Source organism: Mycolicibacterium aromaticivorans JS19b1 = JCM 16368, from assembly GCF_000559085.1.
Classification (GTDB): Bacteria; Actinomycetota; Actinomycetes; order Mycobacteriales; family Mycobacteriaceae; genus Mycobacterium; species Mycobacterium aromaticivorans.
This window is the reverse complement of the sequence record NZ_JALN02000003.1, coordinates 103,272-119,874: the sequence shown is the minus strand read 5'-3', so window position 1 is coordinate 119,874 and position 16,603 is coordinate 103,272. Positions and strand designations below refer to the sequence as shown.

11 protein-coding genes are annotated in these 16,603 nt (G+C 64.4%); 3 read left to right on the top strand and 8 right to left on the bottom strand.

Features of this window, described 5'->3' with window-relative positions; translation table 11 throughout:
* Positions 1-207: 207 nt before the first annotated feature.
* Both Y900_RS28935 and Y900_RS28930 read left to right on the top strand, forming a co-directional pair.
* Positions 208-5,625, top strand: coding sequence for a helicase-like domain-containing protein (locus tag Y900_RS28935; protein ID WP_051660582.1), 5,418 nt, complete (start codon positions 208-210; stop codon positions 5,623-5,625).
* A gap of 540 nt (positions 5,626-6,165) precedes the next feature.
* The gene (locus Y900_RS28930; protein WP_051660581.1) at positions 6,166-6,801 is read left to right on the top strand and encodes a hypothetical protein; all 636 of its coding nucleotides are present in this window, start codon (positions 6,166-6,168) and stop codon (positions 6,799-6,801) included.
* Here the strand turns inward: Y900_RS28930 and Y900_RS28925 are convergent.
* The 4 genes from Y900_RS28925 to Y900_RS28910 all read right to left on the bottom strand — a co-directional run bounded on the left by Y900_RS28925 (position 6,798) and on the right by Y900_RS28910 (position 12,582).
* On the bottom strand, positions 6,798-8,306 hold the full coding sequence (locus Y900_RS28925; RefSeq protein ID WP_081845465.1) for a serine/threonine-protein kinase: 1,509 nt from the start codon (positions 8,304-8,306) through the stop codon (positions 6,798-6,800). The genes Y900_RS28930 and Y900_RS28925 overlap by 4 nt on opposite strands.
* Positions 8,307-8,378: 72 nt before the next feature.
* Positions 8,379-9,764: a hypothetical protein gene (locus tag Y900_RS28920; protein ID WP_036349263.1), complete on the bottom strand. Its 1,386-nt coding sequence runs from the start codon at positions 9,762-9,764 to the stop codon at positions 8,379-8,381.
* A 148-nt stretch (positions 9,765-9,912) separates the two neighbouring features.
* On the bottom strand, positions 9,913-10,704 hold the full coding sequence (locus Y900_RS28915) for a hypothetical protein (protein ID WP_131536370.1): 792 nt from the start codon (positions 10,702-10,704) through the stop codon (positions 9,913-9,915).
* A 312-nt stretch (positions 10,705-11,016) separates the two neighbouring features.
* Positions 11,017-12,582, bottom strand: coding sequence for a PPE domain-containing protein (locus tag Y900_RS28910; RefSeq protein ID WP_081845446.1), 1,566 nt, complete (start codon positions 12,580-12,582; stop codon positions 11,017-11,019).
* Between the two features lie 367 nt (positions 12,583-12,949).
* Here Y900_RS28910 and Y900_RS32255 point away from each other — a divergent pair, with 367 nt between their 5' ends.
* Complete coding sequence (locus Y900_RS32255) at positions 12,950-13,999, top strand: hypothetical protein (protein ID WP_131536368.1); 1,050 nt, start codon at positions 12,950-12,952, stop codon at positions 13,997-13,999.
* Positions 14,000-14,329: 330 nt separating this feature from the next.
* Here Y900_RS32255 and Y900_RS28900 read toward each other — a convergent pair whose 3' ends face one another.
* From Y900_RS28900 to Y900_RS31975, 4 genes are all read right to left on the bottom strand, one after another.
* Complete coding sequence (locus Y900_RS28900; RefSeq protein WP_237752803.1) at positions 14,330-14,563, bottom strand: hypothetical protein; 234 nt, start codon at positions 14,561-14,563, stop codon at positions 14,330-14,332.
* Between the two features lie 351 nt (positions 14,564-14,914).
* Entirely contained in the window at positions 14,915-15,211 is a 297-nt protein-coding gene (locus Y900_RS28895) for a type II toxin-antitoxin system RelE/ParE family toxin (protein ID WP_036349256.1), read from the bottom strand.
* Entirely contained in the window at positions 15,208-15,459 is a 252-nt protein-coding gene (locus Y900_RS28890) for a type II toxin-antitoxin system ParD family antitoxin (RefSeq protein ID WP_036349254.1), read from the bottom strand. Before Y900_RS28890 ends, Y900_RS28895 begins: the two co-directional genes overlap by 4 nt.
* Before the next feature lie 75 nt (positions 15,460-15,534).
* Positions 15,535-16,524, bottom strand: coding sequence for a hypothetical protein (locus Y900_RS31975; RefSeq protein ID WP_109751297.1), 990 nt, complete (start codon positions 16,522-16,524; stop codon positions 15,535-15,537).
* Positions 16,525-16,603: the final 79 nt, after the last annotated feature.

Genomic DNA, 16,603 nt, shown 5'->3' with positions numbered 1-16,603 from the left:
CTGTTCGAGGATTTCGACCAACCGACAGACCCCGCCACGATCGATCCAGGCGGCACCCCGTTACCGCCCGCGCGACCCCCGACGGTCCCGGCGCCGCCGCCCTCGCCTGCCGTTGCGCCGCCACCACCGAGCGCTTCGGCTGATCAGGCCGCCGAGACCAGCATCGACAATCCCTCCTCGCCGGCCGAACCGACCCCGGCAGTAGCGGTGCCCGCCCCAGCGGCCGCGCAGGACAGCGCTGCTCCCGCATTACCCGTCGTCGAGGCCTCGGCACAGCCCTTCGCCCTGACCACCGACATTCGAGTCCCTTCGGGCACCAAAGCACGCATCCACGCCAACCTCGCCGCGATCGACATCCTCGAGCGGCTCAACCGCGAGGGCGGCCGCACCGCCACCACGGCTGAGAAGGAGGTGCTGTCGACCTGGTCAGGATGGGGGGCCTGCGCCGAACTCTTCGATCGCCGCAACGACACCTACGCCACCGAGCGGGAACAGCTACGCCAAACCGTGGGCCCCGATGCCTACCGCGCCGCCGAGGCCAGCATCCTCAACGCCCACTACACCGACCCGCTGATTGCAGCGGCCATGTGGGACGCATTGCGTCAGGCCGGCCTGCACAATGGGCGCGTCCTCGAACCTGGCTGCGGGGCAGGAACATTCATCGGTCTGGCCCCTAAAGACGCTGTCATGGTCGGCGTCGACAACGACACCGTCACCGCCGCCATCGCCGCCGCCCTCTACCCACACGCGCAGATCCGTGCCGAAGGCTTCGAAACCACGCGCGTGCCCGCCGACTCCTTCGTAGCCACGATCGGCAACGTCCCATTCGGCAACTTCACCCTGATCGACCCTGCACATAACCCAGGCCGATTCAGCATCCACAACCACTTCATCAATAAGGCCATCAGCCTGACCGCCCCCGGCGGCTACGTCACCGTCTTGACCAGCCGCTACACCCTCGACAGCCTCGACTCCCGGGCCCGCCGAGCCATGGCCGCCAAAGCCGACCTTCTCGGCGCGGTACGCCTGCCGTCGAACGCCTTCAAGCGGGTTGCTGGCACCGAAGTCATCACCGACATCGTGGTGCTACGCCGCAAAGACGCCGACCAGGCCGCCGACGAGGACCTGATCCGGTGGATCGGCACCGAAGACATCCCGTTCGAGGGCATCGAGCACCTCGTCGATCGCGACGTCTTCGACCCGGAGAAGTCCGGCGACGCCTTCCACGTCAACGAGTACTTCCTCAACCACCCCGACCACGTGCTGGGCGCCTACGCCCTCGGCCAAGGGATCCACGGCTCCGCCACGCTCAAGGTGGTGGGGGAGCAGTCCACTCGTGAAGCGCTGGCCGAACAGATCCGCCAGCGCTTATCCGACATCGTCGACAACGCGCTAAGCCTCGACAAGGGTTTGACCGCCACCGCCGACTCCCTCATCGAGGTCGACGACAGTGTCTTCGATGCCGGACTGTTCACCGCCGCCGAACGCGCCGAGCAGCCACCCATGGACACCCTGCGCTACCACGCACCCACCGACAGTGTTCAGCGCTGGAGCGGCCACAGCTGGGAAGAACAACGCACCCCGAAAAGCCGCTTACGCGAGACCCGTACGCTGATCGAACTCCGTGACGCCGCGACCGCAGTCATCGCGTCCCAACGCGATGATCAGCCCCGCGAGGTGCGCGAGCAGCTGCGCGCACACCTCAACAAGCTCTACGACGGCTACGTCGCCAAACACGGCCCCGTCAACCGGTTCAAATGGATTTACCCGACGCCCCCGACCCAGGAGTCCCACGACCGCAAAGTGGCCAAGGCCGAAGAAGCCTGGCGCAAATCCCGCGGCACTGACGGGGTGCCCTACCGCGGCCCCGTCCCCGAGCACCTGCTCGAGGAGTGGTCACACAAAGCATGGGAACCCGGCAGCCCCTACAAGCGTCGCCCCCATCTCGACGGCGGCATGAAATACGATCCGCGGTGGGCCAACGTCGCCGCGCTGGAGATCTTCAACGAACAAACCGGCGAAGCAGTCAAAGCGCCGATCTTCTCCGTCGACGTCCTCAACGTGCGAGCCGTCCCGGACACCGCTGCCACCGTCGAAGATGCCCTCGCGATCAGCATCGACCAGTACCAGCGCATCGACATCGCCTACATCGCAGAACTATTGGGCACCGACCAGGCCGCCGCCGCAGAACAACTACGCGGACTGGCCTACCCATCCCTTGATGATCCCGACGAACTCGTCCCAGCAGCCACCGCGCTGTCAGGCAACGTCCGCGAGAAGCTCGCTGCGGCCACCGCCGCGGCCGAACGCGATCCCGCCTACCAGGACTACGTGACGGCACTGCGCGACGTCGTTCCGCGCGACAAAGAAGCCTCCCAGATCAAGACCCGACCGGGAGCGCCGTGGATCGACGCCAAATACGTCGCCCAATTCGCCCGCGAAACCTTCGGCGCCGACACCGTGGTCGCCGACCACGTCGGCGGTACCTGGTCGGTGGAATGTGCACGCTATCAACGGGGATCGGTCATGATGACCGAAACCTGGGGCACCGCACACAAAGACGCCATCGAGCTGCTCGATGCGCTGTGCAACTCCAAGTCGATCACCGTCCACCGCCCCGCGGAGGAAGTCGCTGAAACCGGCGGCCCCAGCATCGACTTCGAGGCCACCTTCGCCGCCCAAGCCAAAGCCACCAAGATCACCGAGGAATTCCAGAAATGGATCTTCGATGACGAGGCCCGCCGCGAGGAACTCGTCGCCGAGTTCAACAAGCGGTTCAACAGCCTTGTCGCCCCGAAACACCGCGGCGACAAGCTCACCCTGCCGGGACTGTCAGACCGGTTCGAACCGCACTACTACCAACGCGATGCCGTTGCGAGGATAATCGCTGAGCCCACAACGCTTTTAAGCCACACCGTGGGCGCCGGCAAGACTGGGTCGACTTTGATGGGTGCGATGGAGCTCAAGCGTTTAGGCTTGTGCAAGCAGCCATGGATCGTGGTTCCCAACCACATCGTGGAACAAGTCGGCCGCGAAGCCGCCCAGTGGTACCCGGCGGCGCGCATCCTGCTCGGCAACGCCGGCACCGACCCCGACGGCCGTCGCCGCTTCGTTGCCCAATCAGCGACCACTGACTGGGACATGGTCATCATGCCCCAAAGCCTGTTCACCGCAATCGGTGTCAGCGAAGACACCCACATCGACTACGTGCAACGCCAGCTCGATGAGCTAGAGAAGCATGCTGAACGCGCAGAAACCTCAGTGAGCAAAAAGCGCGTCGAGCAGCAGAAGAAACGGCTCGCCACGCGCCTGAGCGAGCTGACCAAGCAGGAGCGCAAAGACACCGGGCTCAGGTTCGAAGAATCCGGTGGCGATTACCTGTTTATCGACGAAGCTCACATGTACAAAAACAAAGGGCGCCTGAGCAACATCGAGGAATTGTCCTGCGCGGCGGCCGCGCAGCGCGCCGAAGACCTCGCCATGAAACTGGAAGTACTGCGGCGACGACGCCACGACGAGGGCCGCGCCGCCGGCCTGCGACCCGACCAGGTCGTCGAGCGCGTCGCCACCTTCGCCACCGGAACACCCGTAGCCAACTCCCTCGGTGAGCTCTGGGTCATGCAGAACTACCTGCGCCCGGACCTACTCGCCGCCGCCGGTGTCGCCGACATCAACGACTGGGGTGCCACCTTCACCGCCCCAGTGAGCACCGTGGAAGTCAACGCCACCGGCACCAGCCTGCGGACCGTGACCAGAGTCGGAAAGTTCTGCAACCTCCCCGAACTGCTGGCCCTGTCGTCGATCTTCACCGACGTCGTCACCCGCGACCAAGTGCCCGTGGAACTGCCACACCTGGCCGGGGATCGCCGACGAGTCGTGAGCATCACCCCGTCCCAGGAGGTCAAAGACTTCATCACCGACTTGGGCTGGCGCCTCGATCACCTCGACCCCAAGCGGCCCGACGTCGACAACCAGCTCAAGATCGCCAACGACGGCCGCAACGTCTCCCTGGACCCGCGGCTTGCGCACCTGGACGCGCCAGCGGTCTCCCGCGCCACCGAAGTCGCTGACAACATCATGGCGCTGCACCGCGCCAACATCGACAACGTCTACCGCGACCCCGAAACCGGGCAAGAGATGCCGATCCGCGGGGCCTTCCAGATCGTGTTCTGCGACCGCGGCACCCCGTCGAAGGACCCCCGCCAATTCACCATCTACGCCGCGATCCGCGACGAGCTCGTCGCGCGTGGCATGCCCAAAGAATCCATCGCGTTCATCCATGACGCGGTCAAACCGGCGGACAAGCTGAACTTGGCGCAACGGTGCCGCACCGGGGAGATCTCGGTGTTGATCGGGTCCACCGAGAAAATGGGAACCGGCACCAACGTCCAAACCCGGCTGCGCGCGCTGCACCACGTCGATGTTCCCTGGCGGCCCGCCGACCTAGAACAACGCGAGGGGCGCATCATTCGGCAAGGCAACCAGAACCCCGAGGTCGACATCGTCAACTACGTCACCGAAGGGTCCTACGACACGGTGATGTGGCAGAAGGTCGAAGCCAAAGCCCGCTTCATCGAACAGATCAAACGCGGCGAAGTCGACATCGACGAAATCGAAGACCTCGGGGGAGGAGACATCTCCGATGCCGCCGCCGAAACCAAAGCCATCGCCACCGGAGACCCCCGCTACATCAAGCAGGTCCAACTCGCCGACGACGTCAAACGACTCTCCGCGCTCGAATCCGCCCACCGCGACGCCGAGACACGGCGCCGCCACCAACGCCAAGACACCGAACGCGAACTCACGCGAACACACGAAGAACTCGCCACCCTGGCCCCGGCGGTAGAGACGATCAGCGCTCACGCAGACCAAGCACCCACCGTGACCGTGGCCGGCCGGCCCTTCGCCGAACGCAGCGAGGCGGCAGTCCCCTTCGCCGCGGCCTGCCGCGAGGCCTACGCCGCGCTCCGAGACAAGTCCAGTTTCACCACCCGGCCCCTGGATGCCGCCGTCAACGGAATCAGCATCACCGCGCGGCGCAGCTACCTCAAAGGGGAATTGCAACTCACCTTCGACGTGCCCTCAACCACCGTCGGCATCGAGGAAGCCGACCTATTCGCCACAGTGCCCAGAGCCGAGGGAACCAGCCACATCACCAAGGCGCGCGGCCTACTACAGCGAATGGAGAACGCCTACAAGGACATTCCCCACTTCAACACGCGACTGCAACGGCGAGCAGCCACCCTCCAAAGCGAACTCGACGACTACGACAGCACCAGCCTCGGGGATTTCGAGCACGCCGAGGAACTGGCCGACAAACGCCTCGAACTCGACACCCTCACCGCGCAACTCCGCTTGGAAGCCCAAAGCGAGGCAGCACAAGCGGCATCGGCGGCAGCACGGGACCGCCTGCTCGAAGCGGGACGCCAACCTGGGTGGACACTGCACATCAACCCCACGCCCGCGCTGATCGCCGACGCCGGCCTCGTCGACCCCGAGAGCTACCGCGCCGCCCAACGCCTCGTCGAACGCCACCGCGCATCCGAATACCGAATGGAGCGACACGCTCACGATCACGACCGGCAGCGTGAACGCGGCAACGATACCGATGAGCGCAGCCTCTGACCCGGACGCCCGCAAGCACCGCACTCCCGACAGAGCGGCCCGGATCGACATGGCTGAAAAAGTCAAATCATGCAACACGAGAACATCTGATAATGCAATGGGTGTACCATCGATGATCAAGGTCGTCGATCTAGCAGCTCCGACGCCGGCCTTACACCGAGATGTGACCGTGGGATCGAACTGCGATGGGGGAGAGGGCATGGAAGTGTCAGCAGCAGCGCTCGTGCGCCTCGCCAGAGCGACCACCATCGCCCCGGTTCGGGGGAGTGAAGGCAGCGGGCGTGAACACCGCGCCACGTTCTCGGACCGTTCACGTCGGCGCCTCGATCGCTGGCGTCGAGATCGCCAAAAACTGTCCCGGCGCGGTGTTAGCGTGGGAGCGGCGTCACGGGCCGGACGGCTTTCCCCCCCTGCCTCTGATGTTCATCGAGCATTCTCCCGCGACGTGGACGCTGCCCGTGACGCCGCCACAGCTTGTCGTACCCCGGCGCTAGTCTCCCGCTATTCAGATCGCTCGACGGCTGGGATGGTGATGATCAGATGAGCGTAGAACTCGTTGTCCGCGACCCGTGGTGGGAGTATGCCCGGGGGTGCGCGGTGGCGTTGGCCTCCGGTCGACCGGCCCCGTCGATCGCCGTGTACGGCCCAATCTTGGGCCCCGACGAGCACGCCCGGCTCTGCACTACCGCGATCTCCAGCCGGCTTGTGGCCGGCGACGGAAGCTACCAGCGATCCTCGACCTTCGTCATGGGTAGCCCGCTACTGATGGCCGGAATGCTCGCGGCGCAAGGGATCACCAACAGTCGACGCCGCAAGCAAGCCGAGCGTGATGAGGTCCCGCAGTGGCGCGAACAGCACCCCTGCACGGTCATCGTCACCGACGAGAGGCTGATGTGCAGTCGCTCCGACGGCACGTTCATCGACTTCTGGTTCGGCTACGTCAGCGAGTTCTATCCTGACTTGCCTTCGCGCACAGTGACCTTCGCCTACGGTGAGCGGTGCGTACCGCTTCAGCTGGCGGGCCCGGCCACCGTGGCGATCGCGCTGTGGTCTGCTCGAGCTCTACACGGACCGGCCTGGGTCAACGACATCCGCTTGCACCCCCTGCTCTCAGGTCAACAGCAGGCGCCCGCGTTGGCGTCGCAACCAGCAATTGGCGCTGGACATTCCCACTAAGAGTGCGACGCCCACCATGCATAGAGGTTATTGAGCGCCGCTCCATCAGGCGTCGGCACCGATTCGACCACAGCCAGAAACCGGTCCGGGTCAAACGTCCAGGCGATCAGCGGCCGTCCATCGGCGGCGATGCCGCAAAAGAGTGTGCCTTTCGGCGTGGCAGGATCGGCGAGTCGACGCCACGGCCCAGGGGACTGCATGTTGCCCGGACACACGACGGTTGTTGCGGTGGCGATGACCCGCGCCAGCGTCGCCTGCAGTGCTGATGCGTCGCGCGCCAACGAATACGTCCCTGAGATCGGGCCGCCAGGATCTTGGTTAGGCCCGCAGCTCATGATGACCTCGGTGCCAGGGTCGGTGGGTTCACCCGGGGTACACACTCCGGGTAGATATCCATTGGGCAGCACGATCTTCCGCGGTGGCGGCGCTGAGGTGCGCGTCGTCGGGGCAGGCCCCGCCGCCACCACGTCGTCGTCGGAGCCGGACACGGTCAGCCAGACCAGTACCGCTGCGAGGAGAACAGCCACCGCCGCGCCGGCCACGATCATCGACCGCCTGGACACCCGGCGAACCGGACTGCTGAATGGGGCCGGTGTCACTGAGACACGCGGGGGCAGAGTCGGGGGAGTCGGTGATGGACGGGGGGAGGGGCTCAACGCTCGCGTAGCCGCCGCCGCGAACTCACCGGCTGTGGCGTAGCGATCCTCGGGACGTTTGGCCAGCGCCTTGGACACCACCTCGTCGAGGGCCGCAGGGGCCCAGGGCGCGAGCTCTGATATCGGCGGGGCGGCCTGCTCCACATGGGCGTTGGCCATGGCCGCGGCCGTGGAATGCCCAGGAAACGGGACCGAGCCGGTCACGAGCCGAAAGAACGTGCACGCCAAGGAATACACATCGGCGCGCCCGTCGATCGCGGTCTCACCGGTAATCACTTCCGGTGCGGTGTAGGCAAAACTCGCCACGAGCGCGCCGCCAGGCTCGCGCTCAGCCGTCGTCGACAGGATCACGGCTGCTCCGAAGTCGGCCAGCACAATCCTCTCGCGGCCGTCGGAACGCTCACCGAGCAAGATGTTGGACGGCTTGACGTCCTGATGAACAACCCCGCACCTGTGGGCGTAATCCAGGACCTCGGCCACCTCGCTGATCACTCCCAGGGCACGGGCAGGGGTCATGGCACCGTCCTGGACCGCGGCCTCGGCAGTGGTGCCCTCGACGTACTGCATCGCAATCCACAACTGACCGTCCTGCGTCTCGCCGCGCGCGTAAATCGCCACGACGTTCGGATGCGCCAGCCGAGCAGTAGTCTCACCCTCCTGCTCGAAGCGAGCGCGAACCGCGGGATTACCAGCCAGCGCCTGGGGGAGCACCTTGAGCGCCGCCCACTGACCGAACGTCGGATGCCAGCCTAGATAGACCACGCTCATACCGCCTCGACCCAAAACGCGGTCGATGCGGTAGCCGCCAATTTCCTCAGGCCGATCGGGCACCGACTCAGGTTCACTCACCTGCAAACCTCCCACCGGCGGTGTTGCCCACCATTGGACGTGAAACGTAGCGATCCCTGTGCATGTCCGCTGTTATCGCTCGGGAATCCACACGCGGTGCGCGCTATTTCCGGTGCAGTAGATGGCCTGACCGCCAACGTAATTCGTCAGCGTTCCCACGGTCTTTGGGTCGCGGTGAGCGACGACCGCTCGATCGTCGGCAGAGGTGATTCCTACTCGCATGTAGGGGTAGTTGCCCACGCTGGGGTGGGGGACTCCGGTCGATCCGAGGTCGACCTTGTAGAAGGTGAGCGCAGTTGTCGGCCATTGCAGGGACTGAACTGTGGGTAGCTCTGGAGCATGGTGCCCGTCGTAGATGATGATCGCCGGGGGGCGGTCGGACGCCATCAGTGAACCCTGGCTGACGGTGCGCGCGAAGTCATACCGCGGGTATTGTCGCCCGCTGTAGTCGCCGATGCTCATCTCCATCCCGTTGCTCCGGGCGAACATGACACCGCTGAGAAGATCGCAGGCGTACCGGTCGGGCTCGGCGACGTCGGGCCCTGCTTGAGGGTCGTAGAACTTCTCCCAAAACTCGGCGAATCGGGCGGCGAATTCTCGCGCCTTGAGGTCTGTGCCTTGACGTTTTAGCTCCGTCAAGGTGGTGAAGGTGTCTTCGCCGAAGGCGACCACGGCAAGGAAGGTGTAGCCGGCTTGCAATGGTGTCGTGGGCACATGCGGACGGAGCCGCAGCAGCTCTGCCGCCAGTAGTTTGGCAGCGCTGAGCGTGGTGATCCCAGCGAGGGGGTCGATGGCGATCGTCGATGCAGAGCCCAGGGCTGAGCGGTTGGTGCCGATCCGGTACCAGTGCACCTTGTTGTGTCCGACGCCCTCAGCCATCTCTCCAGAGGTCAGAAAACGTAGCTTGTCCAGTGTTTCGTCGTCGGTGACATGGATGTCGATCGTCGTGATTCCGTGGCGGGACAGCAGCATGGGATAGAGGACATTGAAGCCCACGTTCGTCAACACTGGACCGTCGAGGTAGCACGGCTGACCTGTGTCGGAAAAGAAGCCCAGATACGCTGCTCCTGTCCGTGAATCATGGTCGGCGTTGCGGTACAGCGCGGCGAACGTCTTGGTCGCATGCCCGACGGTGTGCTCGGGTTGGCCGCGATAGTCCAAAAAAGCCCTACGGTCGTGCTCGTCGCCGGCCAAGGCCGGTGGCTGATCGAACGTCTGCTGATACACCCCGAGTTCGGCAACCGCCTGGGTGTATCCGCGTGGCCAGCCATAGGCCTGATCGAACATGAGCAGCACCCCGGAGCTCGCTTCGGGCTCCTCGCCCTTTTCCAGGGCGGCCTGCAGCTGGCGGTGAGGGCCGCCCGCGTCGGCGACCTTCTGTTGGCTGAACCGAAAGTAGTCGCGCGTCTCCTGCAAGAAGTTGGCGAAGGCTGGTGTGTTTGGAGTGCCCGAACCCATGCGCACACCCTACAGCTAACACGTCCCAACATCGCACATGTTTGTGCGCGTTAGTACGTTCGGTTTGGCGTCAGCGGGGGTCTCACTCCCGAAATGGGAGTCGGCCCCGAGCGCCGCGTCCAAGCACTCGGTGTCGGCTGGGGGTGGGTCAATTCAAATGGAGGTCCGACGCCGCGGAGGTGGTAAACCCTGCGGTTAGTTCGTCAACTGTCTTGTTGAGGAGCACTAGCTCGGCCAGCGTCGGGGTTGCCTTAGGTACACCCACTAAGGCGTTTGCGAGGACGGTCGGGTCGGGCTTTGGGTCGGGGTAGCTTCTGCGGATGGACTCGATATTTTGCATCACCCTCTGAAAGTAGTTGTCACGGTACTTGTCCCGCAGGGCCCGGGCGTAGTCGAGGGTCTTGGTGTTAGCCGCGATAGCAGCGTTGGAGATTGCTTGATCGAGCGCGGTGTAGGCATCCTGCCACGAGCCGCCGCTGTACGGATTGTTGTAGTGGTTGGTGTTGCTGATGCCGAAGTTTTGGGCGTAGTACTCGGTCGCAGTGAAGGGGCCGCCCGAGTATTGGGGGCCCGTGAATGGGCCGGTGCTGGGGTCACTCTTAGTGTCAGGAGGCGAGTAGATGTTCTTGTCCGACAGCGTCGGGGAGAATGACAGCATTCCGGCTGCGGCGGCGGAGATGGAGAAGTCGGCGGCATTGGCAAGTCGCGTTGCTTGCTGCAGGATCGCCGAATACTGGTCCCGCTGCTGGGCGCGCCGAAACTCGTCGATGGACTGCTGACGATCTGCGGTGATCTTCTCCTGATTCTGGAAGTAGGACGTCACTGCGCCGGCCAGGCCGCCGCCAGCTAGCGCAACGATGATGGACGCAGCGAAGGTCAGCAGGGGATGGGGGCCTCGGTGAGCGCCAGCTGATGCCTGTTCGCCGGACCGGTCAGTCACGTTGTCCACCTTCGTCTTTCGTGCGCTTTGGCCCCATAGGATTCGTCGGACCAAGCCGGTGCGCCCTTCGCCATCGCGCATGGGGGGAACGCTAGTGGAATAGGTCCGGCGGTGGGTCGTTTTGTGCGCGTGTGGGCGCGGCGCGGCGGCCGGAATGGCGCCGCACAGAGATGGGCAACAGTGCAATACGGACTTCGTGGCTTACGGGCGGTCCGTCGTGGCGTGTGCTCATTGCGGCGAGGGCGGGGGTTTCGCGCTGCTGACGGTGCAACGGTTCGGGCGACGCCACACACGAAAAAATCCGCGACTCGCCTAACCGCCGGCGATCATGCGGGGAATGACGGGCGGCGGTTGGATACCTGCGGGCACGCCGCCACTGAACGTGAATTGGCCGCCGCATCCGTTAGGAATGTAGTACGTGACCGAGGGATTGGCGTCAGATAGCGAGGTGATCTGCGGCAACGAAATTGGTTCCCAACTCCCAATGTTCGGTGGCGGCGTGATGCCGGCCAGGCCACCGGTCATGACCCCGCCCGGGGTTCGGGCAATCTCATCGGGGTCGGTGGACGCCCAGGCATCCCCTGCAATGTTGAGTTGCGTGAATTTCTGCGCCTCGTAGGTGTATTGCACCCACTGCTGCTGATGACCGTTCACCATACGAGTAAACGGGGTGTAGTCCTGCCCGGAGATGCGGAAACGGTACTGCTCCTGCAGATATGCCATGGGCGGGGCATTGTCGTCGACCCACGTCTTTCCGCCGGGAACGTAAAAGCCGGACGGACCGGCAGGCTCCTTGCCGGGGAAGTCCTCCATCGAGCGGTGCCCCGTCCACGGCGCCGGGGGCGTATCGCCGGTATAGGGAGGGGGCACAACATTGACCCACTGTCCGAACCGCTCGTCGCCTACGAACGGATTGCGCGGATCGAAATAGGGCTCCGGGCGCGGCGGTGGTGCCAGAGGTGCGTCCAGGGCCTGAACCAGGTTGCCGCCGGCCGCGATGGGAGGCGCCGTCTTGATTTGGCTGCTTAGGCCAGAGAGGCTTCCGCTGGTAGTCGACGAGTGATAGTTCGCCGCCGCTGCGGTGGCTTCAGCCTGCTTGTGCGCGAGGATCTGACTCTTCTGCTGAACTTCTAAGACGTTGGCGCCGCGGCTGGCCTCGAACCGCGCCATTGCCTGCTGCAGATCTCGGCGCGCGAGCGTGAATTCATGCGGACTGGGCGTGTTCTGTTTGGCTATCTCGAAACTCTGGGCGACTGTTCGCGCGTGGGTGACCAAAGTGCTGGCGTGCTCACTCATCTCCGAAAGCCATTCGCCGTGGCGACGAGTGTTGGCGCCCGCACGCTGTCGACCGTCCTGCCAACTGGCATCGACCGCCTCGGCAACCTGCATCGTCGATGTTGCCGACTCACGAAGATCTGCAGCTGTCTGCTCCCACTGGTCGGCGAACGCATGCAGGCTGGCTGAGCCGGGGCCGGTGTAGAGGGCGTGTGAATGTGACTCCCCGGGCAAAGGGGCCAAGGCTGCGGGCAACTCAGAGATAGTCGGCACGTTCGGCGGGGGAACGTTGGGAATCGCAGCCGCTCCGCCAACCTGGTTGGGCGCTACTCCCGTACTGATCCCCGCGGCGTTGGCGTCGTCTTGCGCCTGCAACAGCGTTGCCGTCCCCGCCAACGCGACGGCACCGACCTCACGCACCGCTGAGCCATGCGACAGCACCGCAGACAAGGCCGCGGACGCTGCGTTGAGCTGCGCCACTGCCGATGCAGAGGTCATATCGGCGCCCGGCGGCTCCGCAACGGCTGGGGGATAGCCGTTCGCGTTGTTAGACAGCTGATTTGCAGCAGAGCTCAACCGTGTCGCATCGAACGTGATCGTCACGACAACCGCTCCTTTCTTGCATCCGCAATGACAATGGATCCGTCAAGTGGTGGACCTACTGTAGCAACGCATCACGACACTTCAGCGCACCAGAAATTGCCGCCGCTGAACGGCGCTCTCTGTGCAACGATCGCCGAGTTCACTTCCCAACAGCAAATCAGTCTCGTTCGTCTGGCGACAGTCCACGCTCGGCGCTGCGGACCCGAACCTACGATTTAGCTCGGAGGGGGCCACGGACGCATCACCAACTCGTAAACTGTGACCGGGCCGCACACCGGGTGCTGTCAGAGGGGATGCCAGCCAGGTGGACGCCGATGCACCGCAACCGCCCCGGCGCTCACGACAGCCGGCCCGACACCTCCGTCTGATGACCCGCCAGCAACAATTGAAAATCTCGCTTGACGGTTTGCGCGACATCGTGGACCGCGGAGGTCGCTTGTCTGATGAATACGTTGGGCGCCTGGACGCGATGGTCAACGAGCTGCGCCCCACCGAACTGACCAACAGAACAGACCGGGATCTATACGCGAAGGCGAAACGCCTGCACGATCGGGTCCACGCAGATCGGCTACTTGAGGCCCGACCCCCCGAGATTCGACCCGACCCAACCGATGTAGTGACACCGCTTCCTGAATTATCCACCAGGCGAACGGATCCGGATCTTTTCCCGGTCCTCGCTATCGTCGAGGCCGGCACCAAACCAGCCAAACTAACGCCTAGGTTCAAACCCCGCGAAGGGTCCGAGGCTGCAACCATCCAACGTCTTGTCGGACTGCGATCAACGTTTTTGTCCGCCACCCCGTTCACTATTGAAAGCGACGTTGTCCCTCGCCCCGCACGCGCTGTGCTGTTCCCACCCTTCGACAAGACTTGGATCGAATGGCGCACGCAGCATTACCGAGTCGGTGCCTACGTCACCCCCACCGCCACCAACTGCCTGGCGGTATGGTTGGTCATCTCGGGCAAAAAGACGATCAGCTTTTTCGACCAGCCAGACATCGTAATGCTCGATCCCACAGGTATTTTCGCAGGACGCGACGAGTTTGCCAACCAAGTCTGGACCCGTCGGATCTCCCACCAGCAGGCCGCCTTCACCCAAGTTTACGATGTCCTGGCCTACCTCAACCAACCGCACGCGACGCGGGAGGAAGTCAGGCCCCGCCAGTACCGGGTACCGGCGGAGCCACAGACCGACGTACGCACCGCCCTGATCGACGTGGCAACCACACAGTCACCTACTCACCGCACCCGGGCCCCGAAGGTATCGCCGCTGCACAACGTTCGGGGACACGTCCGCAGGGACCGGTCCGGCAAGGAAATCCGGGTCAGGGCGTACCCGCGAGGCGACGCCACCAACGGCACCACCATCGGCACCTACCGCGTCCAACCTCAGCCGCCTCCGGACCCCCAGGACTAGCAAGTCAGCAACCGATGGTTGGCCGAGCGACGCAACGCCAAGGCGCGGCTGGTAACTTCGAGATGCCACCGGAGCCAACCACGGTCGCTACCAGCGCCACCCCGGCAGGGCTAGCAGACGCTGTGCACGAGGCGCGGCCAGTCCGAGGATTCACAGTGCCCAGATCGAACATAACCCGCTTCACCCGTGCGTTTCACGATTACCGGCCAGCCGCACTGCCGCCAACATGGTTCAAGCCATGCACCGTCCCGACGCGCAGTCGCGGGCCAAACCCCTTGGGGCGCGGTGCATTCGCCACGTGAATTCTCCGGCCGGAGTCATGGTATCCATCTACGGCAACTGAAAGACGTCGTGATCACCGACGCGCCGCCACCGGCAACGCAGTTCGCCATCGACGGTCACCAACTCGAACGTCGCGCGACCGTCAGGGCTAGAAAATGACCACGTCATCTCCAGAACCCCGGGGGCGCTCTGCACAGACTCCACGCGCAGTGTCCGCGGCCACGGGGTCGCCGGATCCGCGGCGTAGGCATTGCACGCCGCGATGAACTTCGTCTTCGCCACGTTGAGGAACGCAGCACGGTGCTCGGGCTTGAGCCGTCGCACTTAGTTGTCAAAGGCCGGGGTCGTTGTCAAAGGTTGGGGTCGTCTCGAACTTCATAACGACGGCGGAGCCTCAGCCGCCGCCTCGCTGGAACTGGCCTCGGCATCGAGCCGATCCAAGTGTGCCGCAAAGGATCACCGCTGTCGTGGACGGTGATACGCCCAGCCGCGACGTGGTCGTCGACTTCCTTTTCGCGCTGCTGCCAGCGTTCCTGCCAGAACCAACGCTGATCAGCGGGGATCGGAAGGGCTGGCCGAAGCTCCAGGACACCGTCTTCACGCTTTTTTGGGGTCGATCTCAGGCCGCGGCCTTCAGTCGAGGTGTGCGTCGACGTCCATGCGCTTGTGCAGTATCCGCACGATGTCGATCAGATCGGCGTCAGCCACTCGGTAGTAGAGGGTGTGCGAGCCTACGGCGTGCTGGCGATAGCCGGCGCGGACCTCATCACAGGGGCGGCCGATGAGAGGGTTGTCGGCCACGAGTTCGGTCGCCCGCTGAAGCTCTCGGGTGTAGCGCTCAGCTTGGTCGTCGCTCCATCGTTGCCTGGTGTAGTCCCAGATGTGCTCCAGGTCAATACGGGCGGCAGGGGGGAGCACATAGCGACTCACCGCTGGTTCGGTCGCCGGGCGCGCTGGCGCGTCACGAACTCATCGAAATCGAACGGTGTTGATTCACCACTGTTTTCCCCCGTGACTAGCGCTTGACGCAGCGCGCCTAGACGCGTCTCCCGATCCTGGAGCAGCCGCAGCGCGGCGCGCACCACATCGCTTGCTGAGCCGTACCGGCCCGAGGCGACCTCATCATTGATGAACGCCGTGAAGTGATCATCGAGGCTGAACGAGGTGTTCTTACCCACCTTTGCGACGATACCAAAATTTGGTATCGCACACCTTGAGGCGCGTGCCCTTAGGTGTGCAGAGGGTCCTACTCCCTACTCCTCGAGTGGGATCGAAACGGTGCTGTCTCGCACACAGGCCAGGGCGTCGCGAGCGTGGTCGAGGTGGACATAGGCCGTGGCCTGGCCGTGGAAACGGGGCCGTCCGGGCAAGGGCCGGCATCCGACACGGACCCAGTCTTGATCGATGTCCTCGCTGGAAAGAAGTCGACGGGTGGCCTTGCCAGTCGCCGCCGGTGCCGGTGGCATCACGACGAGCCCGCTGGTCGTGGGCAACATCGTGAAGATGGTCTCGGCCACTGCCCACGCTCTGAGTAGCGACCCGGCCGGCACACGGGGATCTAGCGCCGCGTCCAACACCAGCAGCACCGTGCTGATGGGCATCCCGCCGGTGAAGTCGTCGTCTTCATCGAGCTCGGGAAGGAGCCACTCGTTGTCGAAGAGCTCATCGAACGCGGCCGCGCGTGGTCCGAATAGCGGCAGCACCTCCCGAGGGCTTTCGTGCCCAGCGCGCACGATGAGGAACTGCACGCTCCCGGTGACGACCTCGGGGGCGTGGGCGTGGGCGTCAAGGGATGACAGGCGAATCTCGGCGCGCCACTCCATGCATGCCGAGAGCGTGGACCAACTGTCTGCGCTCTCGAAATGCATGCGGGCGGCGCCGAAATCAACGGCGGCGCTGGGGATAGCCTGTACGGCGCCGGTGCTCTCAGGAACGTAGTCACGCAGGAACGTGGTCAGATCGGTGGTGGCGATCGTCGGTTTCGCATGCCTCGCGGCTGGCGGGCGGTCCTGCGTCGATGACTGCTCGCTGGTACGCCGCGCGGCTTCTGATGCGGCGATCTCGATTGCCTTTTGAGCTTGGGCCTCGGTATACATCCAGCCGACATCGGTCCACGTGCGGGGAACGAGCTGAGCGATCACCGGCTGCGGAAGCCCGCACGCTTTGGCGACGTCCGCGATGGTCAGATGTGCATCGGTCAGTTCGGCATCCGGTGCGATGGCACGGTCACGCGCACTGCTCACTAGGCGTAGAGGTGTCTGGGGCGGGCCGTCATGGTGCACACCTCCACGCTACGACCACCTCGAAGGTGAGGCCATGCAG